A 21,495-nucleotide genomic window follows, 5' to 3' on the forward strand; every position below is an offset into this window, starting at 1 on the left:
TGTTGCATTGATGCTTCCGCTTCAAGCCTTCAACTGAAAGTCCTGCTGGGCCAGCACGGCATTGAGCGCCTTGCGATAGGGGCTGGGCATCGGCAGGGCTTCCAGCTTGGCCAGCGGGATCCATTGCAGGCCTTCTGGAGGGGCCGCCCCGGCCTTTTCTGGCGGGGCATGCACCCAGAGATCCACCTTGTACCGGGTGATCGTGTACTTGGACCGGTGCAGTACCGCAGGTGGCTTCGGCAGGGCAGGGAGCTCGGGCAGTTTCCACAACCCGGTGCGGCGCTTTCCGGACTCCTGTTGAAGCAGCACCCCTTCCACGCCGATCTGGAAATACACGCGCTCGGTCACGGCTGTGATCACCGTCTGTTTGCTCTTCACCGGAAGACTCGTGGGGTCCCGGGTCAGGCAGTGCGGTTGCACCGGGCACGAGCCGCAGTTGGGCGCACTCACGCGGCAGATCGTCTGGCCCAGTTCCATGAGGGCACTGTTAAACACGCGTGGGCTTTTGGCCGCCTCCACCAGGGCCCGGGATCGCTTCCAGAGCCGCGCCATTCCCTCCCGGCTGTCCACCGGGGTGGCGTCGTCCCACACGCGGGAAAGCACCCGCGCCACGTTGCCGTCCACAATCGGTGCCGCCGCATCGTGGGCAAAGCTGCACACGGCCCCCGCCGTGTAGTCGCCCACTCCGGGCAGGGCCCGCACGCCCTCCAAAGTGGCTGGAAACACGCCGCCGTGTTCACTTTCCACCCGCTGCGCCATCTGCTGCAGGAACCGGGCGCGCCGGTAGTAGCCCAGCCCTTCCCAGACCCGCAGTACCTCGGCTTCATCTGCCACCGCTAGAGTCGCCGTGTTGGGGAAGCGTTCCATCCAGCGGGCGTAGTAGCCCCGGTCCAGCACCGTGCTGATCTGCGTCTGTTGCAGCATCATTTCTGAGACTAGAATGGCGTAGGGATCCGTCGTCTGCCGCCAGGGGTAATCACGGCCGGAGACTGCAAACCAGGCCTCCAGGGCATGGGCGATTTTTGCAGGATTGGGCTCAAGGACGTTTTTCACAGGCGGGGAAATCAATCGTGAAGAAACCGGGATGCGGAGTGGGATTTCAAGTCTAACCTGCATGGATTCACGTCTTTTGCCCAGACCTTCCATGCCCGCCCTCACCACCTACACCAAAGCGCTCACTGAATCCCAGGCTGCCAAGCTCAGGACTGTGCTTCAGGCGAAGGGCTTCAAGTTCCTGGAGAAGCCCTACTGTCTGTACGCGGCGGAAGGGGCCAAGGTGAACGTGGCCGTGTATGAAAAAGGGCCCAAGATCGTCGCGCAGGGGAAGGGCGTGGAGGAGTTCATTACTTTTACCCTCGAACCCGAAGTGCTCGGGGTCGCCGAGCTGGGGTACGAGGAGGTGAACCAGCCTGAAATGTTCGAGCCCCACCTCGGGATCGATGAAAGCGGCAAAGGCGATTTTTTCGGCCCTCTGGTTATCGCGGGTGCCTACGTCGAGGCATCCATGGCACGGAAGCTGCGCGATATGGGGGTGATGGACAGCAAGCGCATTGGCAGTGATGCCCGGATTGAAGCGATCGCCGGGGACATGCGCGCGGCCCGGGTGGTGCACGATGTGATCGTGATCGGCCCGGAGAAGTACAACGAGCTGTACACAAAGTTTGGCAACCTGAACCGGCTCCTCGCCTGGGGGCACGCCCGCGTCATCGAGAACCTGCTGGAGCGCGTGCCCGACTGCCCGATGGCTCTGTCTGACCAGTTCGCCAATCCGCGGGTGCTCCAGAGCGCCCTCCTGGAAAAAGGGAAAACCATCGACCTCCAGCAGCGCACCAAGGCGGAGAGTGACCCGGCCGTGGCGGCCGCCTCCATCTTCGCACGGGAGAAATTTGTGCGCTGGCTCAAGGAGGCGGGAGACCGGCTCGGCATCGTCCTGCCCAAGGGGGCATCTCCTGCGGTAAAGCAGGCGGGAGCGGAGCTGATCCGCAAGCACGGAGCCGATATTTTGCCAAAAGTGGCAAAGATGCATTTCAAGACCGCCATTGAAGTTACAGCAATTGCATGATATTTTCTCTGGAGACCCTTGGAAAGCTGGTTTATGAGTTGCTCACGACCAGCGATCTGCAAAAGTTCCTGTCTGCCGTTCGAAAATCAGCCAAGCAACCTGTTACAGGCTTATGTCAACCGTAACCAAACGTGATCTGGTGGTAGAATTGAGCAACCGTACGGGTTTGACGCAGAGTCAGGCCTTCGACCTCTTTCAACAGGCCCTCGACCTCATCACTGAGGAGCTCGCGAAGGGCAACGAAGTCACCCTTCGTCGTTTCGGCACCTTTGAGGTGCGGGTGACGAAGCCCAAGATTGGTCGCAATCCCAACAAGCCAGGTTCGGAGATGCAGATCCCGCCGCGTACCGTGGTCCGGTTCAAGCCTGGCAAGGAGATGAAAGCCCAGGTGGGAGCGGTGCCTCCCACGAACGTGGCGGAGGACTGAGTCATCCCACCGGCCGGGTTGAAGCTTCTGGCCGGGAGACCATCACCGCCTCATACACGAAGGCGGGCGGCAGATTGCCCCAGACCGTGGAGCTGGTCCGCAGCTCCACACAGCGTTCCTTGAGCAGTGCCCGGAATCGCTGCCCCTGCGGCAGCATGTGGAACCCCGTGTAGGCGAAGGTGACAAACACCCCGCCTGGTCGCAGTCTGGGCAGCACGTGATCGAGGATCGCCGTTTGCAGACTCGCGGGGAAGTTGGTCCACGGCAGGCCGCTCACGATGCTGTCGAAGCAGCAGTCCGGTCCCAGATCCCCTGCAAAGTCGAACTCCTGGCAAGGGGCTGCCTCAAAACGCATGCGCGGATGCTGCTGCCGCAACTGGTCCACGAAAGTCTGATTGAGTTCCAGGCCCAGGTAGCTGGCCCCTTCCGGCAGCACCTCATCGATCGCTGTGGTGAACGCCCCCGTGCCTGGGCCGAGCTCCAGCACGGAGCGGGCTTTTGCCACCTGAGCGCATTCCACGATGCGTCTCGCCAGTGCGGGCGAGGAGGGCGCGATCGCTCCGGTGGTCTGCCAATTGGTTAAGAACTGTTGAAAAAATCTCCACGACATTCAAGTCACGCTATCCAATGTTGCAGGGGCGTGCGAATGGTTTTATCGGAACAAGGTCAGCCCATGAAATCGCGCCTCGTTGTTCTCCTAACGTGTGCCGGCACTTTGCTCGTGTCCGGTTGTGGCTCCTCCCCGTACAAGATCACCTTGCGGGACGGACGTGAGTACCTCACGGCCAGTCGGCCGGAGTTCAACGAGAAGACAGGATATTACAAATTTCGCAGCCAGAACGACCGGGACGCGCTCATTCGGAGTGATGAGATCCTGATGATGCAGGAGCTCTGATCCCACCGTACCGACGATGAGTGCAAACCCTGGCCCCCGTGCCCCGCTCGTGCTTGCTTCAGGCTCACCCCGCCGGGTGGAGCTGATGGAGGAGGCAGGCTATGTGTTCGAAGTGCTGGTGCCTGAAGTGGAGGAAGCGCATGACGAGTCCCTCACCTGTGAGGCTCTGACCATGGAGAACGCCCGGCTTAAGGGGCGGGTGATCGCCGCCTCCAGGCCGGACGCGGTGGTAGTGGCCGCTGACACCCTCGTCTATCTGGATGACAAACCTCTGGGCAAGCCGCGCGACATGGAGGACGCCGCCGCCATGCTGCGACGTCTCAGCGGGCGCACGCATCGCGTCTGCACCGGCGTGGCCGTCCTGGCCAAAGGGGGCACCGTAGAGCATGCCTTCCCGGTGATCAGCGAGGTCACCTTCAAGCTTCTCACGGAGGAGGTCATTCGCGAGTATCACTCGAAGATTCAGCCGCTCGACAAGGCCGGTGCCTACGCCGTACAGGACGAGAGCGCCATGATCATCGAGCGGGTCGAAGGCTCCTGGTCCAATGTCAAAGGCCTTCCCATGGAGCGCTTGCAGGATGAGCTGGCCAGTTTCCTGAATCCCTCTGTTGATTGAGTGACGCGGGGCCACGAGGAGCCAACGTCAACGTCAGCTTCCCGGCCTTTCGTTTTCGCGACGAAGGGAGTCTGTGTCCCAGCCTCCGTCCGGTTTGCTGAGGCCCTTCATGTCCGCTGAGAAGAGCTTCTCCATTTCCTCGATCTGGTCGCGGGCGGCGTTGACATAGGCGGCCCCCAGTTTGTGCTCGTACCAGACGTCCGCCATGGACCGCAGGCTGCGTTCGTCCAGCTCTTTGAAAAGGCGCGTGGCCCGAAGCGCTTCATGGGCAGGATAGCCCAGTGTGCGCAGCGTCTGCGCCGCCATGTCCAGGGAGCTGCCCAGTGTCTCACGGTAGATGTGCTCGATCCCGCGCTTCACCATCTCATAGGCATGCAGGCGGCCCGAGGCGCGCGCCAGAATCGCCAGATGCGGATAGTGATGCTGCACGGTGTCGATGATCTGCAGCGCCTTGGCCTCGTCATCGATGGCGATGACGATCAGCTTGGCCCGGGCAGCGCCCGCGCTTTCCAGCAGGTCGGGGCGGGAGGCGTCGCCGTAGAAGAGCTTCAGCCCCATGCGCCGGAGGAAGTCCACCTGGTCAGAGTCCATGTCCAGCACCGTGGCCCCGATGCCGTACGCGCGCAGCAGACGGCCCACGATGTGACCGAACCGGCCGTATCCCGCGATCAGCACCGCGTTCTCCTCATCTGGGATCTCGTCCATCGGTCGTTGCTGCTGGGTTTTCAGCAACCACGGCAGGAGCACCTTCTCATGCAGCAACAACATCAGCGGCGTCATCGCCATGGAGAGTGCCACCACGGCCACTGTCGGCTTCGTGATGGAGGTCGGCAGGATGTGACCGGCATCCGCCATGGAGAGCAGCACGAAGCAGAACTCACCCCCCTGCGCGAGTGCCAGCGTGAAGAGACTGGTGTCCGTGCCCGGCATGCGGGAGAACCGCGCCACGATGAAGAGCACGAGCATCTTCAACCCCAGCAGACCCGCCACGGCCTGGATCATGATCAGCGGCTGAGAAGCGATGAGGCTGAAATCCACTCCCGCACCCACCGCGATGAAGAAGATACCCAACAACAGTCCTTTGAAGGGTTCGATGTCGGACTCCAGCTCATGGCGGAACTCGCTTTCTGCCAGCACCACTCCCGCCAGAAAGGTGCCCAGGGCCGGACTCAACCCCACGCTCTGCATGAGCAGCGCGATGCCGATGACCAAAAGCAGCGCCGTGGCGGTGAAGATCTCCCGCAGCTTCGTGCTGGCCACGAAACGGAAGAGCGGTCCGATGAGGAAGCGCCCGCCGCCGACGATCAAGGCGACGGCCCCGACGGTGAGCAAGGCCTGGTGCCAGCCCGGGACCACGTCCGCAGCAGCCCCATGGTGGGGGTCAATGGCCACTGGCGCACCACCCACGGCCAACAAGGGGAGAATGGCCAGGATGGGGATGACCGCGATGTCCTGAAAAAGCAGCACGGCAAAGCTGGCCCGACCCGCCTCGCTCTTCATCTGGCCCTTCTCCGCCAGGGATTGCAGAACGATGGCTGTGGAAGACATGGCCAGGATCATGCCGAGGGCCAGACCCTGTTTCCACGGCAGGCCCAGAGCCATTGCCGCCGCCCCGATCAACAACGCCGTGGCTGCCACCTGCACGCCGCCCATTCCCAAAATCGGCCCGCGCAATCGCCAGAGCAGGCGCGGCTTCAATTCGAGCCCGATGACGAAGAGCATCATCACCACGCCGAACTCGGCAAAGTGCATCACGTCGCCCCCCTCCCGGCCCACAAACTTCAGCACAAACGGGCCGATCAAGACCCCGGCCAGCAGGTAGCCCAGCACCGAGCCCAGCCCGAGTCGTTTGGCGATCGGCACCGAGATGACGGCCGCACATAAATAGATGAAGGCCTGAGCCAGGAAGGAGTCAAGATGCATGGCAGTGGGCGGGAGTCAGGAGCGCGTCTGGGGAAGAGGGACCGCAAGATTGAGCGAATCATGAGCCAGCACCTTGCCAGGTTCAAAGGCATCGCTGCACAGATGGGTCAGCACGTGACGGTAGTGATCCGCGTGCTGTTGAAGTTCAGCTTCTGTGAGCTGAAAAGTCCCGTGAACCACAAACGGCGGCAGAAACTGCATGCGGCAGAGGCTGGCCGTTTGTTCTAGAGGAGCCAGCAATTGGCGGATGGAGAAGCGGTTGTAGCCCACCGCACAGTAAGCCTCCGCCATGCCTCCGGTGGAGATGGCCTGGATCCAGAACTTGCCCTCCAGTTCCCGGCCGTTTTCCCCGTAGGCAAAACCGTGCTGCAACACCAGATCCGCCCACTGCTTCAAGATCGCGGGGGTCGAGTACCAGTAAAAGGGATGCTGAAACACCACACCGTCATGTTGCCGCAGCAGTTCCTGCTCCCTCGCCACCTGGATGTGAAAGTCCGGATACTCTTCGTAGAGATCATGCACCGTGACGCCCTCCACCCCCTGCGCCGCCGCCAGCAGCGCCTTGTTGATGCGAGACCTCCGAATGGCAGGATGCGCGTGGACGAGGAGGATGCGTTTCATAACGGGAGCGACAGCAGGAAGGGAGGCTACGCCAGCCGGATCAACTGGGACACTCGCGATTTCAGCAGATCCGGTGGGACTTGCAATGAGACGGAGAGCTCAGAGAGTGTGCAGAGAAGTGGCCAACCCCACTTGGGAAAGGGCTTTTTCTAGTTCTGCTTTGCTATTAGGGCTTATCACTGACGCCAGGATGTCGACGTCTTTGGTCATGGCAAAGCCTGCAAAGGAGATGACATCTTGATACAGCGGCACTGCTGCTCCACCCAAAAACACAAATTTGGCACCTTGAGTTTTCGCGACCTGCTCAAACAGCCGGGCGGTTAGGGATAGTGCCGCAGCAATGGTTTCGTGAGTGAGTTTCATCGGATCGACGCGGCACGAATTTTATGTTCCACCTGGTTCCGTGCCAGCTCATGGACCCGGGGCTCCTGAGACCGCAAAGCATCGGTGATCGCGAGCCATTCATACAAGCAGAGATCCATCGTCGCTGCATGAGGTGCAGAGGGGTAGAGGGGTATGATCGAGATTCCCCGGACCGTGCCGTAAGGTGAGGGCCAAACGGGCGGCATCCCTTGATCCTCCATCAGAATCTGGTCAGCAATCGGTGCCGCCGCGTAGGAAGTTGGCATACCCGTGGCAGGGGGGCCGGGTTCGAGCGGCAGGACCAGCGGGAGTGCGTAAACGATTAGGTCATGCAAATTTCTCCAGACTGGTCCAGGATGACTGTCCCGGGTGAGGAGACGACATTGCTGCGCTCTTCGGACGGCTGCATGTGTTTCGGACGCGCTCATGCCCAGAGAGCTGGCAAGTGCCGCGTACGTCACGTTTGCAGACAACGAAGCCACCTTAAGTGAGACGAGCACGTCTTGGGGGTTTAAGCGTCACACCTCATGTTTATTCGCAATTCGCGAATGGCGCAAAGAGATTTAAAGTGGAGTCAACTACAACTTATTCCTCACATCCCTTCTCCAGGTCTTTCAACTGGTGATCCAGTGCGCCCACGGACATCTGGATTTCAATCAAAGAGAGGACAAGGGAGGTGATCATGGTCAACAGACTGAGCCCAAAGAGGATCTTGCCGGCGGTGTCCCAGCCGAAGAAGAGGACGAGCATGCACACCGTGCAAATCAGGATGCTGAGGACTCCGAAGAACTGCATGTCGCGGATGAGCTTGATCCGGCGGCGCAGATTGTGGATCTGCTTCAGGTAGATGGGGTCTGCGGACGTCTTGTAGCTGGCGTGCAGAGCACGGACCACGCTGGCGAGGCCGAGGAACCGGTTGGTGTAGGCCAGCAGGAGGAGGGAGATGGCCGGGAAGATGAGAGCGGGGGTGGTGAGCGTCATAACATGAGGCACGGGCGGCTGAGATCTGGTCAGAACCAGCTGCCGCACAGCTTACGCCAGCGGGAATCGTGCCTCAATGCCGGTTTCCCGCTCGGACCGGTCAGCTCCGCAGGGCCATGCCGCTGTTGAGGTTCCCGGCAATGGCATTGCGGAGGTCTTCAAGGCTCACGGGCTTGCAGAGGAATCCATTCATCCCGGCCTCCATACAGGACTCCTTCACCCCGCTCAGGGTGTGCCCCGTCATGGCGACGATCACCGGCTGGTGTTTGACGTGGAAGTTCGCCCGGATCTCCCGGGTGGCGTCCTCGCCGCCCATGATGGGCATCTGGAGGTCCATAAAGACCAGATCGTAAGACGCGTCCACCACCATGTCCACGGCTTCGCGACCGTTCTGGGCGATGTCCACATTCAGATACCCCAGCTTGTTGAGCATCATCTTCGCCAGCTTCTGGTTCATGGGCTGGTCTTCCACCAGCAAGATACGGGCGGGGTGATCCTGGGCAAAGGTCTGGCGCTCGGGGGCGGCAGGGCTTTCCGGCAGGTTCAGCACAGACGGCTTGACGTCGATGCCGGTGACCTGGGCCAGGGCCTTGAGGAGCTCCCGACGGCCTGCTGGCTTGTGGATGAAGAGGGAGCGGGGGCCGGCGGCGGACTGGAGCGTCTGTTTCACCTGCTCATGACCCAGGGACACGAGGCCCAGGGTGGTGATGTTCAGGGCGCAGGCGCGTTTGGCGATCTTCTCCACCAGATGACGCACGGGAGTGACGAGGTCCAGGATGATCAGCGGTGGTGCGCCGTTGAGCAGATCGTCAGCATTGGCAGCAGGGTCCAGTGCCCGGGCCTGTGCGGTCATGCCAAAGAGGCGGCAGCTGTGGGTGAGGATGCTGGCGGTGGTCTGGTTCTGGGAAAGAACGAGCACCGGACGGCCGCGCAGCGTGTGCACCCAGCGGGTTTCCTCCTCCAGGGCCTCGGCATCATCCTGGGCGGTCGTCATGGGCACTTCAAAGAAGAAGTTGGAGCCACCGCCCAGCTCGCTGGTGACGCTGATCTCCCCGCCCATGAGACGGCAGAGCTTCCGGCAGATGGCCAGGCCCAGGCCGGTGCCGCCGTACTTGCGGGTGGTGGAGGTGTCGGCCTGTGTGAAGGCCTGGAAGAGCAGCGGAAGCTTGTCCTTGGCAATGCCGATGCCGGTGTCCCGCACCGACACCTGCAGCAGCGTGTACTCGCCGCCATCCGGCAGCTTGCGCACGATCGGCTGGGCCACGACGAGGATCTCGCCGCGCTCGGTGAACTTGACGGCATTGGCCACCAGATTCACCAGCACCTGCTTCAGGCGCTGGAAGTCGCCCGTGATGTGGCGCGGGATGTTCTCGCTGACGTGGTAGTTGAGCTCCACGCCCTTCTCCGCCGCCTTGAAGGCGAAGATGCCCATGGTCTCATGAAACAATCTTTCGAGGCTGACCGGGAGCCGTTCCAGAACCATGCGGGCGGATTCCAGCTTGGAGAAGTCCAGGATGTCATTGATGAGGTGCAGCAGGCTCTCGCCGCTGGTGCGGATCATGCGCACCAGTTCCATCTGCTCGTTGTCCAGCCGGGAGTCCAGCAGCAGGGAGGTGGTGCCGATGATGCCGTTCATCGGAGTGCGGATCTCGTGGCTCATGTTGGCCAGGAAGTCCGCCTTGGCGGCCATGCCGGACTCCGCCTGGCGCTTCGCGGCGAGGGAGTCGCTGATGACCTTCTGCTTGCGCTCCTCCTCAATTTGAAGGTGCTCCACCGTCTCATTGAAGACCTGGAGGGCCTCGGCGATTTCATCGATCCCCTTCTGGGGCAGGCGGTGGGTCAGCAGGCCCTGGCGCAGGGCCAGCAGACCCTCGGTGATGTCCCGCACCCGTCTGCCCAGGCGACGTCCCATGTAGAGGGAGAGGAAGAGGCCGGGAAGGAGACCCGCTCCTCCTGCAATGGAGAGCACCGCCACCAGCTTGGGCGACGCGAGCAGGTGCTTCACACTGTACATGGGCTGCTCCACCACCATCGTGCCCATCAAGGTGCCGTCGGCGCGGTTGATGGGGACAGCAGCCACGATCCACTCCGCGGTGGCGATGTCGCCCTCCTTGTTGCGAATGAAGCGGGAGGAAGCCGCATAGGGCAGACCTGCCGAGACCAGTGTGAGGGCTTCCATCACGCCGACTTCAGCGTCACCTGGCGAGGCCAGCTTATCCGACCCTGTGAGCGTGAATTTGGAAGTGGTGCGGAACTTCTTGTCCCCAGAAGCCTCGTTGGGAATGTGGCGCACCACTTCAACAAAAGTGCCGAGGCTGGTGAGGGAATGGGGGCCCTGCAGGTCCATCAACTCACGGCGCAGGTTTTCTTCCGTCTGCCAGGGAATCTGCTCTGGGATGACGGCATTCGCATCTGCTCCAAGGACGCGTTTGACTTCGGCAGCACCGGTGAATGCAAGGCCGAGGAGATAGGTGCGCTGTGCGGAGCGGGCGGAATCCAGCTCATGCCATACAAAGCCGGTCCCGGCCGCGGCAACGGCCAGAACGAGGGCAATCAAGGTGAGGAACAACAACCTTGTGCTCAACAACAGTGCTTTGATACGGGGAGCCATGAAATCACCTGACGGCTATCTGTCGGTACGAGTTGTTAACCTGGAATTCGGTCACTGAAACGGGAGGACGGCGTTTGGCAAAATGCGAAGCACCATCTCCGCGAGCGCGCGGGGAGTGTAGGGCTTGGGAAGCACGTCATCAAATCCCATACGCCGGCAGCTTGCGATGCTCTCCTCATCAACAAAGAAACCGCTGCAGGCGATGACGGGGATGCCCGGCTGGATGATGCGGAGCGCCTCAAGTGCCTCCATGCCGGACATGCCTCCGGGGAGCACCAGATCGAGGATCAACAGATCAATTTTAGTGTGGTGCAGGACACAGTATCTGAGAATCTGCGCGGCCTCCTCGGCGCTGCTGGCACTCAGGACCTCCCAGCGGTGGGAAGTGAGGATCGTGCTGGCCAGGGCACGGAGCACCGGTTCATCGTCCACCAGCAGGATGCGCCCTCTGAACGCCGGCATGGTCGCCTGGGGCTCAGGGTTTTCAGGAATGGGGGCAGCTAAGCTCATGGGCAGGGTCTTAAATGGCGGTGTAGGAGAGGCAGCGGATTTCGTCCAATGTCGTGTTGCCAGCAAGGAACTGCAACAGACCCTCCTGATAAAGTGTGCGGAAACCTTGGGTGAGTGCAGCGGCGCGCAAGGCGGAAAGCGGGGCGGCGGCCTCCACCAGATCGCGGATCTCGTCGCTTACTTCGCAGAGTTCCATGAGGGCAATTCGACCGCTGTAGCCGGTGCCATGGCACTCGTCGCAGCCCACCTTTTCATACACCGGTTGGGTGAGCGCGTGCGTGATGGCTCCCTGTTTGAACAGGTGCTCCTGGATCTCGCGCGAGGCGGCGACCGGACGTTTGCAGTATCCACAGAGTTTTCGCACCAGCCGCTGGGCCTGACTGAGCGCAAGAGAATCGGCGAGCAAATACTTCTCCACACCCATGGAGAGAAGGCGGGAGACAGCCCGCAGGGAATCGTTCGCGTGCAGGGTGGTCAGCACGAGGTGGCCGGTGAGAGAGGCGTTCACCGCCGCCTGGGCGGTCTCGGTGTCACGGGATTCCCCAATCAGGATGATGTCAGGGTCAGCCCGCAGCAGAGCCCGGAGGCCGTTGGCAAAGTCCAGGCCGTACACAGGGTTGGTCTGCGTCTGGTTGATACCCTCCACCTCATACTCGATCGGATCTTCGATCGTCTGGATATTGACGTCTACCTCGTTCACGCTGTTGAGCAGCGCATAGAGGGTGGTCGTTTTACCTGAACCGGTAGGGCCGGTCACCAGCACCAGGCCCTGGTCCCGGCGCATCACGCGGGTAAAGATGTCCTGCTGGCGCTGGCTGAGGTTAAAGTCGCTGAGGTGACGCACGCCGTCCTGCTTGTCCAGGAAACGCATGATGACCTTCTGGAACTCCCGTCGCGTCGGAATGGCGGCCACACGAACATCCAGGCGACGTCGGCCGAGGCGCATGGCAAAGCGGCCGTCCTGCGCCTCCTGCCGCGTCTGGCTCATGTTGGAATAGTTTTTGACCAGTGCAACGAACCGGGAGAGCAGCTCCTCGGAAGCTGTGAGAATGACCTTGAGGTTGCCGTCGATACGGGCCCGGAACCGGGTCACGTTGTGAAACTTCTCAATGTGAAGGTCACTGGCCCGGCATCGGATGGAGGTGAAAAGCGCCCAGTGCATGAGCTCCTCAGCCGAGTGGTTTGGGTTCTGTGGATTGACTCGCGCCATATCCTCGGCGCTGATCTCCACCACATCACTCTCCTCCCGCTCTGCCAGATTCGTTTCCTCCACCTTGGCGACCGAGTTGGGGTCGAAGTTGGCGGCGGCCCTGCCGATGGCCTCCCGGATGGCGGCTGGATCAGCCAGCACGGGGATGATCTTGCCGGATTCATTGCCAAGGGAGAGCCACTCGTCCTCAAAGGCATAGTTGTCCGGAGTTTCGCTCAGCAGGTAGATGCAATGCCGCCCTGCATAGAGCGGATACACGTTGAAGCGCTCCAGCAGGTGATGGGGGAACAACTGCTGCCGGGGTGCTTCCTGGGCGTTGTAAACCTGCGCCTTGCCGTCCGTGGTCAGGTAGCGGAGCGCCACTCCCAGATTGCGCTGTAGTCCGTTGAAGTCGGCAACGCCAGGCGCCTGCTTCTTGTCTCTGAGCACGGCGTAGTAGCCGCGCAGGCGAGTTGCATCCGAGGGTTCGTAAGGATAATTCTTGAGCAGCCATTCGAACGCCGCATCCAGGCCCCCCTCACTCAGGCGGGGTACCTCCAGCTTTTCCAAAGGGTTCTCCTGAGGAATGGGATTCTGCTGGCAGCGGTTGGCAAAATCCTGCCGCGTCTTCTGATACTGATCTTTGGAAATAAGGACCCGCACCGTGAGGGTGGGAGGCACGCCCCAGTTGTCCGTGGCCTTGGGGTTGAAATGGGCCATGATCAGCAACGGTCCGAGCGTCGCCACTGGCAGCCAGGGATCTGCCGTGTACGGCATCCGGCCCAGCTTTCTGAGAATGCGTTCCGCCTCCGGGGGACAACTCTCGCGCAACAGGTTCACCGGCACCAGACCGTTTTGCAATGCCACCCCTTCGATGGTCATCACCAGCGATTCCTTCACGCCTACAGGCTCCGTACCTGGAGCGGAGGCACTGGTGGCAAAACTGAGAGGTGACGACTGCGGGGCGACGGACATGAGGAGGCTCGGGAAATCGGAGAATAGAGATGCTGTGAGCTACTTTCCGGCCATCGTGAAGTTTGGCGGAAAAACAAAGGCCGTGCCGAGATCAGAGCCGTCGAAGTTAACCTTCAGTCCGGTGCCTGCCTCGCCAGGTGGGATCATCTTGTAGATGGTGCCTGTCCACATCAACCGATAGTCATCAGCGCTGCTGGAAATATCGGGATTCCAGTCATTGCGCATGTAGGGGGAGCCTGGCTTGGGATTGTCCGGGTTGCGATATTGCATGGTCCGCAGGATGAGGATTTCATCCTGTCCGGAGGGGGCCACGCCAGTGAAGAGCAATTCATAGTTGCTCATGTTGAACCGGTGTACGGCCGTGTTCAGCGTTTCGAGTGCGTTCTTGGCGATGGCAGCGCGAGAGCTTTCCGTCATGTCGCTGAACCTTGGAATGGCGACTGCCGCGATCACAGCAATCACAGCGATGACGATGATGAGCTCGATAATGCTGATGCCAGCTTTCCCTCGTTTGTCCCTTGCCGATGTCCGTGTTCCCTTCATGGCAGCGTTCGAGGTCAAATTGATCCTAGTAACTGATAACTGTGGTGCCCTGCTTAAGTGTGACTTTGGCGAGGGGGTCGATCGTTCGGAACGTAATCGAGTAACCGTTGGGGATGAAATCAGTCAGGTTCGTCTCGGAGAAGGAGATGTAGGGGGCGATCTTGGCGTACTTGAGCTGGTCAGTAGTTGCGGCAGTCCAGTCGGCCACGGCCTGAGTGCGTCCGCGCACCTGGATGAAAGTGGCCATGCCCATGTTGATTGACTCCGCGCGGGCGATGGCGACGTTGCGCTCGCTGTCACCTCGCATCTTAATCAAGTTCGGGATGGCCAGGAAGGCAATGATGCCGATGATTGCCACTGCTGCCAGCATCTCGACGAGCGAAAAGGCGGGTTGCCATTGACCGTGACGCCGGAGGGAAAGGTTGCTTTGCATAAGCCGGATTTCGGTTACTCGGCAGTGAGGAGCACCTGCGGATAGCTGCCTGATGCCCAGGTGGGCAGGGTGATGTACTGCTTGGTCGCAGTGAGTGCCTCGCTCTTGATCTTGTCCGAGTTGGTCGTGGTGTTGAAGAAGTGATTCTTCGTGGGGTCGTCAAGATAGCTAGCGACCAGATTAAGCCGGGCCAGAGACGTGGTGCGACTGTTGTAGTCCGTGCGAATTTCTTCGACGGTCCGGAGTTTTGCGCTGCCTGTGGCGGCATTGATGACATTCACCCGGTTGGTATCTCCATTGACCCAGGCATTAACAGCATTTTGGATGGCTGCTTGCTGCTGACGGGCAATGGTGCGGCTGGTGTCGGTCGTAGCGCTGGAAAAAGCACTGATCAACACCCCTGCCATGATCGATAGGATGGCAATCGTTACCAACGCTTCAACCAGGGTGAAACCGGACCGTGAGTGGCGGAAGTGTGTGTTCATGGCTACCCTAACGGATCAACCAACTCAAAATGAGGCGGGCTCAATGGATTGACCAGCGAGCCCGCGCTGTGTGCAAACTCAGGCGCGACCTTAGTCACCCTTCACATAGCCGTAAACCCCAGTGGTGGCGTCTTTCTTGATGTAAGCCACGGCGGCAGTTTGCTCCGTTGCGCTGAGGCCGGGAACTTGGAAGACTTTGTCTTTGAAGGCACCGGCTGTTACCTTGTCGCCTTTAACGACCTTGGAAACCAGATCCGTTTCACTTGCTGCCTTCCAGTCGATACCGGCAGCAATGCCAGCTTGATACACCGAGATGATGTTCTGCGCATTGCGCTGGCTCTTGGTCTTGTCAGCCGCATCGTTGATGCCGCTGATGCTGGGGATGGCGATGGCGGCGATCACACCGATAACGGCGATAACGACGAGCATTTCGATAAGGCTGAAGCCCTTGGCAATGATGTTTTTTGGCGCTGTGTTTTTCATAGGTAGGGTTGTCTGAGTTTCTTGTTTAGGGAGTACTGAGGAAAGTGTTTAGCCAGATCGATCATTTATGATAACAGTGGGAATTCTATCATTTCTTAGATAATCGTCAACTCAAAATTATAATTGTTGCAGTGAGTTTGGTAAAATTTGGCAATCTGGCTGTGTGAACAATAAGTTTCGGTCCATTTGATTCTCATTTTCGACCGGGAAGGATGGCGTCACCTAGGTTGAAGATCGGCCCATAGATGGCGTACACGAGAAATCCCACCATCAGGCCGAGGATCATCATCGTGAGGGGTTCGATAATCTTGTCGACTTGGTTGGCGAGGGTATCGAGTTCGTCCTCGTAGTCGTCGGCGATCTCGTTGAGCATCTCCGTGCCGGCACCTGTTTCCGAGGCGAGCTCGATGAGGCCGCAGATGGTGCGCCCATCGTCGCCCAGCCAATGTGACTCAATGAGGAATGATTCGTGCATCGTGCGTCCGACGTTGATGTGGCCCGCCAGACGCTCGAAAAATTCGCGGTAGTGCCAATGCCAGGAGGCTTCGGCGGTGATGGCCAGAGCGTTTGAAAGCCGGACGTTTGCCTCCAGCAACATGGCCAAACAGCGGAAACTGACGGCAGACGCGGACTTCCGGACCAAGTTGGAAATGATAGGTAGCTTGAGGAAGAGCGTTTGGGCGGTTCGCGTGCTCGTCATGCGTCCCCAGTTCTTGAAGAACATGACCAGCCCGCCGATGGGGATGGCTAGCGTCCAAGGCTGATGAATCAGCGTCTCGGACATGAACACGAGCGCCTTGGTGCCAAGGGGAAGCGGTACTTTAAGGGAGGTGTAGAGCTTCTGCATCGCTGGAACCAGCGTGTAGCTCATGATGATGATGACCCCAATTCCCAAAGTGACCACCACTCCAGGATAGATCATCCCAGATTTCAGCTTTTTGATGATTCGCGCAGTCTTCTTCTGGGCTGATCCGATTCGTCGGCAGACGGTGGAAAGCTGACCCGCTTCCTCACCGGCGATGATGAGGCTCAGCAGCTCCTTGGGGAAAACGGAGGGATGCTTGGCAATGGCGTCACTGAACTTCTCCCCAATGGACAGATCATAGACCAGTTCCGCAATCACCCCGCGGTACCTGGGCGACTTCACACGGTTCGCCTGGAGTTGCAGGCTCTTGATCATGCCGATGTTTCGCTCCAGACAGCGGGCCAGGCCGTTGAAGAATACCACCCGGTCATCCAGGTTTTCCCTCGGCAGGGTCATCTTGTGAACCGTCTCATCCAGGCCCACAATGTCCTCGATGGTGGCAGTTTCGGCCCCTGACATGCCGGACCCGATGAGTGCCTTTTCGTGCGTGTCCGTCTCCACGAACGACTCGTGTGTGCCGCCAGTATGGATATTCGTGATGAGGACTTTCTTGAGCATGGGTATCTAAGGAGGATGGAATCTCAGCGAATGCTGGGGCGGTAGACTTCCACTGCGACAGCTTGATGGGCGGTAGAGAGGGGGTTCCGGATGGTCACAGAGCAGGTGACATCCTCCAGCGTGCCCATGGAGTTGGCCAGGGCAACGGTGCCTTCGCTGGTGAAACTCACCTGGGTGCCCGGGGCGGTGCCATAGGGAACGACAGCGGACTCCAGCATGCTGTTGTTGGTCCCATGGGGCAGCACGGCCAGAACTTCAGCCGGAGTCAGACCCAGTTGCCAGAGACGCGCGGCATTGTCTTGATAGTTGAGCGCCACGGCCGTGACTTCGGCGGTTTCCCCCTGGAGGTTCATCGTGCCTGCCAGGGAAACGGCACCCCCAATCACTGCTCCGATCAGGGCAGAGGCAATCATCACTTCGAGAATGGTGTAGCCGCTTTTCCGGCTGTTGCGGTGCGTGTTCATCGAACCAAAAAGTAGGTTTCCATCCAGGCGTCGCGAGGGAGCAGCTTTTCAAGATTCTCCGGGTCGGTCTCGCGTTGCAAAATGATGCGCACAGAGGTGCCAGAGTCGGTGCAGTTGAGCACCCAGTCGGTGCGGACGCCGCCGGTCATCTGAAGAGTGACCGAAGTCGGAAGGTTGATGTAGGTGGGGCGGAACTCGGTAATCAAATTCATGCGCCAGCGCAAAGGACCACCTGACACGATGCTGCTGCTCTGGTAGCCGAGGAAAAGAGTCGTCCCGGCTCCGGTGCCGGTGCCTGGGCCTGCGGCGAGGATGAACCGACGGTTGTTCTCCCCCACGAAGCGAACGTCCCGCACCGTGCTGGTGGGATCCAGCCAGACGATGATGGGTGAGAGGGTGTCTGCGGTGGAATATTCGGTCGTTGTGGTCTGACCCTCAATCACCACCTGGTCATAGGCGCCGGTGATACGGCAATGCGTGAGGCCGGTGTTTTTGAGGCGGATCTTGAGGACCTTGAACTTGCCGCTGTAGGTCGTGTTGTAGGGCGAGGTGGTGGGCGGCGCATAGGTGGGGCTGTTTTCTTGCACGATCTGCACAGCTGTGCTGGCGCTCCCGCTGGCGGTGGTGGAGCTGTACGTGGACCACGTGCCAGTGGCCTGCCCAAGGTGGTAGATGGAGCCGGGGGTGAAGTCCGTGTTGTTGATCATCTTCAGCGTCCCATTGGTCACCGCAGTGGGCGTGCTTGTGCCGCCATATCCTGCGGTGGCGGTGGGCGTGATGGCGTAGTTTTCCGGGAGCTGCGCGGCGGTTCCGGCATTGTTCTTCACGGTGTTCGTGAAGGTTGGCTTCATGTGAATGTAGCTGTTGGCCCGAAGGTCCGCGGTCTGCGCGGTTCCGTCATAGATGACCACCCGACCATCCACCCGGATGTTGTTCGTGATGTAGTAGTCCCCCGTGGCGTTCGCAGCCTTCTTGTGCAGAATCAGAAGATCCCCCTGGAGCAGTGCGGGATAGGACTTCAGGTAGTTGAACATGCTGACGTGCTCCGCCTGGTTGGTGTTGGAGTCGGCCACCGTGCGTTCATAGAAATAACCGGAGTCCTCTGTGGGCGGCACTTGAACGTTGTTGAAAGGGTAGGACACCACTGGAGCGGAGGGGCGCTGCGTAGTCTCATACGCAGAGAGGTTGGAGTAGGCGGAGGCCTGGAGTCCGCCCCAGTTGGTGGCGAGGGAGGCGCTGCTCGCAGCGCGAGTAACGGTGTCGCGGAAGCTGTACACGTATCCGTACTGGCGATTGGCGGCGTCCGTGTTCAACCAGGCGAGGCGTCGCTGGCTGGCGGAGGCCATGCGCTCCGACTGCTGCAAGCGGGCACCCAGCACATACATCATCCCCGTGACGGCGATGGTGCCGACCATCACCATGGCCAGCGCGAACATCATCGCGGCACCGCGATAATGGCGAAACTTGCTGCTGGAAACGGGGAGGTGCATGGATCGGCTAGGTGGAGGGGAACATCGGGGTGGTGAACATGAAGGAGGTGCGCCCTGCCATGTGGTTGTAGGCCCTCCTTGGGTCTGTGGTGCCGTAGCTGCCATTGAGCACGCCGCCGGTGTTCACGTTTCCGGGAAGAGCGAGGGAGTCCACCGCAGGATCTGGCCAGAAGATGAAGTAGAACGGCTGCTCGGCCGCGAGTTTGAAGCGGTCGATCGTGGAGGCCCCCTCGGCGATCGCCTTCAGTGAACGGCGTTCGAAGGCGACCACCGGCGGAACAAAGGACTCCGTCTCCCCGCTGACGCGGTAGATGACATCGTAGTAGGCGGTCAGGCCGCCGTTCACGTAGCGGCGCACGCTGGCGTAGGTTCCTAGAATCGTGCTGGTGGCGCTGGGGTTCTTGGCTTCGACAAAATCCACGTCATAAACGGCCAGTACGGGGATGGTGGAGGCAGTCTGGGAGAACCCGAGGAAGAAGACGGAATAATTCGGGGTGACGCCGGTGTTGCGATAGCTGGTAAAGATGGAGCCAGCGCCAGAAATGGCCGTGGAGAGATAGGTGCGGAAGGCCTCAGGAGTGTCCATGCGCGTGCCCGAGGGCGGGGAGGCGATGCTGGCAGGCCGGACGGTATTGAAGACGTTGGTCCCGCGATAGAGGCAGTACACGGCCACAGATTGCGCGGTGTCAGTGATGAACTTCTCCCGCAGGGCTTCGGCGCGCGCCAGACTGCCGTAGTTGGGCGCCATGTAGGTGGAGATGTCCGTGCCCGTCTGGCCAGGATAAAAATTGCTCTTGGCATTGGTGGGGAGCCGGACCGTGGCGACGTCACTGAAACGCTGTTGGGCCCGCACAAAGGTTGCATAGGCCAGCGCGGCAGCGCCGATGACCACGGCCCCGATCATCGTGGCCACGAGCATCTCTGCAGCCGTGAAGCCGGCAGGTTGTGCAGGGGTCGGCTTCATGTTATTTCTTCTCTCCGCCACCACTCAGCGGCACGAGCTTTTTGAGCAGGCTCATGGCTTCTTCCAGCTCGGGGATTGCGGGCAGTGTGAAGTGCGGCGTTTCAGTCGCGTCTCTGCCATCTGTGGAAGGTTGGGCGGGCTGTGCAGGTGTCTGATGAGAGGTGCTTTGTCCGGCCGCTGCGGAAGCCGCAGGAGGTTTGGGGGCAGAGCGGTCATTTTGCGCAAGCTGCGTCGGGTTTTGGGCGGAGGTCTGCGCCACGTCAGGGAAGTCAGTGGCCACCACGCCGCGGGCCGTTTCCGGCTTCTCTTTTTCCCATTGGTTGACGCTGTTCGCCTGGCCTTTGAGGATGGACCGCACATACGGGCGGAGGTCCACCGGGATGGTCAGCACCCGTGGAGGGAGTCCGGAGGGCTTTTTTTCGACCCAGACGAGCTCGATAGCGCGTGGAGAGATGTTTCCCACGCGAAGCGAGATCGATTGTTCGGGCAGCACCTGAGGCACATCCTCACCGGGTTCGAGCACCATGTCACCCAGCATGACCCTGAGACCACGTGCCCCAGGAGAGACTCCCACTACTCTGAGTTTGGAGAGCCGCTCGCGAATGTCGTTTTCCTCGGTCGTGCCGTTTTGATCCAGGCTTTGTACCAGCTTGTCCCCCTTGGTGAAAGGGTTGCGTTCACTCTCCTTCACGTTCTCGGAAGTCTTGTCGCCAGGTCTGATCAATGTGTATTTGACGCTTTCCGGAGCTGCCGGGGCCACGGTGCCGTCAGGCAGGAAGTTCTCCTGGGCGCCGGCGTAAGAGCAGACGATCAGGCACGCGGCCAGCGCTCCGGCCTGCACCGATCGCGGATCTATGAAATGATTCCAGGGCGGGTTCATCGCTTCACCTCCATGTCAGCCTTGAGGTTCACCAACGGGATGTCGAAATGGATCTCCAGATTGAGCTGGCGGCCGTTTTCGCCCTGCCGCATGCGGCAGACAGAAATGCAGGTCAGCGGAAGCCGCCGTTCGAGTTCTGCCAGCCAGTTCATCGTCTTGGCATAGTCATCCTGCACCACCAGCGTGCCTTGCAGGCTCTTCGGAACCACCGGGTTGGTTCTGTTGTCCTTGACCTCGAACTTCTGCGAGACGGTAAGAATACGGCTGTTGCGCACGATGCTGAGGAGAGCCTGTTCGGCTTCCTGCCCGGTCTGCACCTTTTGCAACTCCGGGTCCCACTCTTTCAGGAACTCACGCAAATCGCGATTATCGTATTTGGTTTTGATGAGCGTGTTCTCCTGCACCTCGCACATCATCTTGGCGTTGGCATAGGAGGCTTCTGCGCTTTCGGACTCCTCGCGCATGGCCTTGGCCCGTTTCTGCAGCATCTGTGAGCCGTAGGTGATGCCCGCCAGGATCATCATCAAGACCACACAGGCTATTTTCTTGCCGTTCATGGGGTTTCGGGGTGGGTGGGTGAAAGGGGGGATCAGAACTGCTGCCAGACCAGCATGGACTTGTATTCAAGCGCCTCTCCAGCCTTGCTCTGCTGGCTGTTGAACGGGCGGTAGTTCAGAAGCCCGACGGCCGACTGGATGCGATTCACATCCTCCAGCGTGCCGTTGTTGATCAGGACCGTCAGCCCCACCTGCTGGGGAAGCTCCGGACTGCGTTCCAGGGAAAGTTCTGCGATGGTGATTTCAGGAGGCAGGGCGCGGGCAATTGCCACGCTTATGGGTTGGAGGCTCCGGGTTCCCTCCACCCATTGGGCGAGTTTTTCCGCCTTGAATTTCTCCTTCGTCACCTCGGTGAGCTCGGTCTCATATTTCATGCGGTTCGTGTCGAAGTCTGCCTGCTGTTGCACCCAGGAGTCACGGCTCTTGAGAGCCTCCCGGTAGCCCAGGTAAGAGGTGATCCCCAAGTACGAGCCTCCCAGCAGCACCAAGTAAAACAGAGCCGGCACCAGCATGTAGATCTGGGGCAGGCGCTGGGAGCTGTCCGGTCGCGGACTTTTGAAATCGTGGCAGAGGTGGCTCATGAGGGAAAAGGGGTGGAAA

General features: G+C 60.2%; 24 protein-coding genes. 4 read left to right on the top strand and 20 right to left on the bottom strand.

From position 1 onward, the window contains the following. Positions 1 to 21 precede the first annotated feature (21 nt). Positions 22 to 1,053, bottom strand: coding sequence for an A/G-specific adenine glycosylase (locus BV034_RS02565; protein ID WP_050023828.1), 1,032 nt, complete (start codon positions 1,051 to 1,053; stop codon positions 22 to 24). Positions 1,054 to 1,144: 91 nt separating this feature from the next. Between BV034_RS02565 and rnhC the strand changes: the two genes are divergently transcribed. Beyond that, positions 1,145 to 2,062 (top strand): ribonuclease HIII, encoded by a 918-nt coding sequence (gene rnhC, locus BV034_RS02570; RefSeq protein WP_050023830.1) that lies wholly within the window; start codon positions 1,145 to 1,147, stop codon positions 2,060 to 2,062. 112 nt (positions 2,063 to 2,174) lie between these two features. Further along, positions 2,175 to 2,489: an HU family DNA-binding protein gene (locus BV034_RS02575; protein ID WP_009958361.1), complete on the top strand. Its 315-nt coding sequence runs from the start codon at positions 2,175 to 2,177 to the stop codon at positions 2,487 to 2,489. Between the two features lies 1 nt (position 2,490). Here the strand turns inward: BV034_RS02575 and BV034_RS02580 are convergent, their stop codons facing one another. After that, complete coding sequence (locus BV034_RS02580; protein WP_050023832.1) at positions 2,491 to 3,099, bottom strand: methyltransferase domain-containing protein; 609 nt, start codon at positions 3,097 to 3,099, stop codon at positions 2,491 to 2,493. Between the two features lie 63 nt (positions 3,100 to 3,162). Here BV034_RS02580 and BV034_RS02585 point away from each other — a divergent pair, with 63 nt between their 5' ends. Beyond that, positions 3,163 to 3,384, top strand: coding sequence for a YgdI/YgdR family lipoprotein (locus BV034_RS02585; RefSeq protein ID WP_063767912.1), 222 nt, complete (start codon positions 3,163 to 3,165; stop codon positions 3,382 to 3,384). 16 nt (positions 3,385 to 3,400) lie between these two features. After that, complete coding sequence (locus BV034_RS02590; RefSeq protein ID WP_050023836.1) at positions 3,401 to 4,000, top strand: Maf family protein; 600 nt, start codon at positions 3,401 to 3,403, stop codon at positions 3,998 to 4,000. 33 nt (positions 4,001 to 4,033) lie between these two features. Here BV034_RS02590 and BV034_RS02595 read toward each other — a convergent pair whose 3' ends face one another. The 18 genes from BV034_RS02595 to BV034_RS02685 form a co-directional block, all read right to left on the bottom strand. Continuing rightward, the gene (locus tag BV034_RS02595; RefSeq protein ID WP_050023838.1) at positions 4,034 to 5,923 is read right to left on the bottom strand and encodes a monovalent cation:proton antiporter-2 (CPA2) family protein; all 1,890 of its coding nucleotides are present in this window, start codon (positions 5,921 to 5,923) and stop codon (positions 4,034 to 4,036) included. Positions 5,924 to 5,938: 15 nt separating this feature from the next. After that, a complete protein-coding gene (locus tag BV034_RS02600) occupies positions 5,939 to 6,544 on the bottom strand; it encodes an NAD(P)H-dependent oxidoreductase (RefSeq protein WP_050023840.1) in 606 nt (201 codons plus the stop codon). A 99-nt stretch (positions 6,545 to 6,643) separates the two neighbouring features. Further along, positions 6,644 to 6,907 (bottom strand): hypothetical protein, encoded by a 264-nt coding sequence (locus tag BV034_RS02605; protein ID WP_050023842.1) that lies wholly within the window; start codon positions 6,905 to 6,907, stop codon positions 6,644 to 6,646. A gap of 585 nt (positions 6,908 to 7,492) precedes the next feature. Further along, a complete protein-coding gene (locus BV034_RS02615) occupies positions 7,493 to 7,888 on the bottom strand; it encodes a DUF2721 domain-containing protein (protein WP_050023846.1) in 396 nt (131 codons plus the stop codon). Positions 7,889 to 7,988: 100 nt separating this feature from the next. Beyond that, the gene (locus tag BV034_RS02620; RefSeq protein ID WP_081887534.1) at positions 7,989 to 10,499 is read right to left on the bottom strand and encodes a hybrid sensor histidine kinase/response regulator; all 2,511 of its coding nucleotides are present in this window, start codon (positions 10,497 to 10,499) and stop codon (positions 7,989 to 7,991) included. A gap of 51 nt (positions 10,500 to 10,550) precedes the next feature. Further along, positions 10,551 to 11,009 carry a response regulator gene (locus BV034_RS02625; RefSeq protein ID WP_050023849.1) on the bottom strand — a complete coding sequence of 153 codons (459 nt, stop codon included), beginning with the start codon at positions 11,007 to 11,009 and terminating at the stop codon, positions 10,551 to 10,553. Positions 11,010 to 11,019: 10 nt separating this feature from the next. Continuing rightward, the gene (locus BV034_RS02630; RefSeq protein WP_050023850.1) at positions 11,020 to 13,173 is read right to left on the bottom strand and encodes a GspE/PulE family protein; all 2,154 of its coding nucleotides are present in this window, start codon (positions 13,171 to 13,173) and stop codon (positions 11,020 to 11,022) included. Between the two features lie 39 nt (positions 13,174 to 13,212). After that, positions 13,213 to 13,716, bottom strand: coding sequence for a hypothetical protein (locus tag BV034_RS02635; protein WP_050023852.1), 504 nt, complete (start codon positions 13,714 to 13,716; stop codon positions 13,213 to 13,215). A gap of 25 nt (positions 13,717 to 13,741) precedes the next feature. Then, positions 13,742 to 14,149 (bottom strand): prepilin-type N-terminal cleavage/methylation domain-containing protein, encoded by a 408-nt coding sequence (locus tag BV034_RS02640; protein WP_050023854.1) that lies wholly within the window; start codon positions 14,147 to 14,149, stop codon positions 13,742 to 13,744. 14 nt (positions 14,150 to 14,163) lie between these two features. Next, positions 14,164 to 14,634 (bottom strand): type II secretion system protein, encoded by a 471-nt coding sequence (locus BV034_RS02645; RefSeq protein WP_050023856.1) that lies wholly within the window; start codon positions 14,632 to 14,634, stop codon positions 14,164 to 14,166. Positions 14,635 to 14,724: 90 nt separating this feature from the next. After that, entirely contained in the window at positions 14,725 to 15,117 is a 393-nt protein-coding gene (locus tag BV034_RS02650) for a type II secretion system protein (protein WP_050023858.1), read from the bottom strand. Positions 15,118 to 15,310: 193 nt separating this feature from the next. Then, positions 15,311 to 16,540 (bottom strand): type II secretion system F family protein, encoded by a 1,230-nt coding sequence (locus BV034_RS02655; protein ID WP_050023860.1) that lies wholly within the window; start codon positions 16,538 to 16,540, stop codon positions 15,311 to 15,313. Positions 16,541 to 16,563: 23 nt separating this feature from the next. Next, positions 16,564 to 17,004, bottom strand: a complete 441-nt coding sequence (locus BV034_RS02660) for a type II secretion system protein (protein WP_050023862.1) — start codon at positions 17,002 to 17,004, stop codon at positions 16,564 to 16,566. Continuing rightward, positions 17,001 to 18,494 carry a hypothetical protein gene (locus BV034_RS02665; RefSeq protein WP_050023864.1) on the bottom strand — a complete coding sequence of 498 codons (1,494 nt, stop codon included), beginning with the start codon at positions 18,492 to 18,494 and terminating at the stop codon, positions 17,001 to 17,003. The genes BV034_RS02660 and BV034_RS02665 overlap by 4 nt, the downstream gene beginning before the upstream one ends. 7 nt (positions 18,495 to 18,501) lie before the next feature. Beyond that, a complete protein-coding gene (locus BV034_RS02670; RefSeq protein WP_050023866.1) occupies positions 18,502 to 19,458 on the bottom strand; it encodes a hypothetical protein in 957 nt (318 codons plus the stop codon). 1 nt (position 19,459) lies between these two features. After that, positions 19,460 to 20,338 carry a hypothetical protein gene (locus tag BV034_RS02675; protein WP_050023868.1) on the bottom strand — a complete coding sequence of 293 codons (879 nt, stop codon included), beginning with the start codon at positions 20,336 to 20,338 and terminating at the stop codon, positions 19,460 to 19,462. Next, complete coding sequence (locus BV034_RS02680) at positions 20,335 to 20,895, bottom strand: hypothetical protein (RefSeq protein ID WP_050023870.1); 561 nt, start codon at positions 20,893 to 20,895, stop codon at positions 20,335 to 20,337. The genes BV034_RS02675 and BV034_RS02680 overlap by 4 nt, the downstream gene beginning before the upstream one ends. 32 nt (positions 20,896 to 20,927) lie before the next feature. Beyond that, positions 20,928 to 21,476, bottom strand: a complete 549-nt coding sequence (locus tag BV034_RS02685; protein ID WP_050023872.1) for a hypothetical protein — start codon at positions 21,474 to 21,476, stop codon at positions 20,928 to 20,930. Positions 21,477 to 21,495 lie beyond the last annotated feature (19 nt).

The organism is Verrucomicrobium sp. BvORR034, from assembly GCF_000739635.1.
GTDB lineage: Bacteria > Verrucomicrobiota > Verrucomicrobiia > Verrucomicrobiales > Verrucomicrobiaceae > Verrucomicrobium.

Excerpts from the sequence above, each read along its gene's own strand:
- BV034_RS02585 (WP_063767912.1), top strand. The coding sequence starts at position 3,163 with ATGAAATCGCGCCTCGTTGTTCTCCTAACGTGTGCCGGCACTTTGCTC.
- BV034_RS02665 (WP_050023864.1), bottom strand. The coding sequence starts at position 18,494 with ATGCACCTCCCCGTTTCCAGCAGCAAGTTTCGCCATTATCGCGGTGCC.
- BV034_RS02600 (WP_050023840.1), bottom strand. The coding sequence starts at position 6,544 with ATGAAACGCATCCTCCTCGTCCACGCGCATCCTGCCATTCGGAGGTCT.
- BV034_RS02660 (WP_050023862.1), bottom strand. The coding sequence starts at position 17,004 with ATGAACACGCACCGCAACAGCCGGAAAAGCGGCTACACCATTCTCGAA.
- BV034_RS02680 (WP_050023870.1), bottom strand. The coding sequence starts at position 20,895 with ATGAACGGCAAGAAAATAGCCTGTGTGGTCTTGATGATGATCCTGGCG.
- BV034_RS02655 (WP_050023860.1), bottom strand. The coding sequence starts at position 16,540 with ATGCTCAAGAAAGTCCTCATCACGAATATCCATACTGGCGGCACACAC.
- BV034_RS02675 (WP_050023868.1), bottom strand. The coding sequence starts at position 20,338 with ATGAACCCGCCCTGGAATCATTTCATAGATCCGCGATCGGTGCAGGCC.
- BV034_RS02595 (WP_050023838.1), bottom strand. The coding sequence starts at position 5,923 with ATGCATCTTGACTCCTTCCTGGCTCAGGCCTTCATCTATTTATGTGCG.
- BV034_RS02645 (WP_050023856.1), bottom strand. The coding sequence starts at position 14,634 with ATGAACACACACTTCCGCCACTCACGGTCCGGTTTCACCCTGGTTGAA.
- BV034_RS02630 (WP_050023850.1), bottom strand. The coding sequence starts at position 13,173 with ATGTCCGTCGCCCCGCAGTCGTCACCTCTCAGTTTTGCCACCAGTGCC.
- BV034_RS02685 (WP_050023872.1), bottom strand. The coding sequence starts at position 21,476 with ATGAGCCACCTCTGCCACGATTTCAAAAGTCCGCGACCGGACAGCTCC.
- BV034_RS02635 (WP_050023852.1), bottom strand. The coding sequence starts at position 13,716 with ATGAAGGGAACACGGACATCGGCAAGGGACAAACGAGGGAAAGCTGGC.
- BV034_RS02615 (WP_050023846.1), bottom strand. The coding sequence starts at position 7,888 with ATGACGCTCACCACCCCCGCTCTCATCTTCCCGGCCATCTCCCTCCTC.
- BV034_RS02605 (WP_050023842.1), bottom strand. The coding sequence starts at position 6,907 with ATGAAACTCACTCACGAAACCATTGCTGCGGCACTATCCCTAACCGCC.
- BV034_RS02575 (WP_009958361.1), top strand. The coding sequence starts at position 2,175 with ATGTCAACCGTAACCAAACGTGATCTGGTGGTAGAATTGAGCAACCGT.
- rnhC (WP_050023830.1), top strand. The coding sequence starts at position 1,145 with ATGCCCGCCCTCACCACCTACACCAAAGCGCTCACTGAATCCCAGGCT.
- BV034_RS02590 (WP_050023836.1), top strand. The coding sequence starts at position 3,401 with ATGAGTGCAAACCCTGGCCCCCGTGCCCCGCTCGTGCTTGCTTCAGGC.
- BV034_RS02640 (WP_050023854.1), bottom strand. The coding sequence starts at position 14,149 with ATGCAAAGCAACCTTTCCCTCCGGCGTCACGGTCAATGGCAACCCGCC.
- BV034_RS02650 (WP_050023858.1), bottom strand. The coding sequence starts at position 15,117 with ATGAAAAACACAGCGCCAAAAAACATCATTGCCAAGGGCTTCAGCCTT.
- BV034_RS02670 (WP_050023866.1), bottom strand. The coding sequence starts at position 19,458 with ATGAAGCCGACCCCTGCACAACCTGCCGGCTTCACGGCTGCAGAGATG.
- BV034_RS02625 (WP_050023849.1), bottom strand. The coding sequence starts at position 11,009 with ATGAGCTTAGCTGCCCCCATTCCTGAAAACCCTGAGCCCCAGGCGACC.
- BV034_RS02620 (WP_081887534.1), bottom strand. The coding sequence starts at position 10,499 with ATGGCTCCCCGTATCAAAGCACTGTTGTTGAGCACAAGGTTGTTGTTC.
- BV034_RS02580 (WP_050023832.1), bottom strand. The coding sequence starts at position 3,099 with ATGTCGTGGAGATTTTTTCAACAGTTCTTAACCAATTGGCAGACCACC.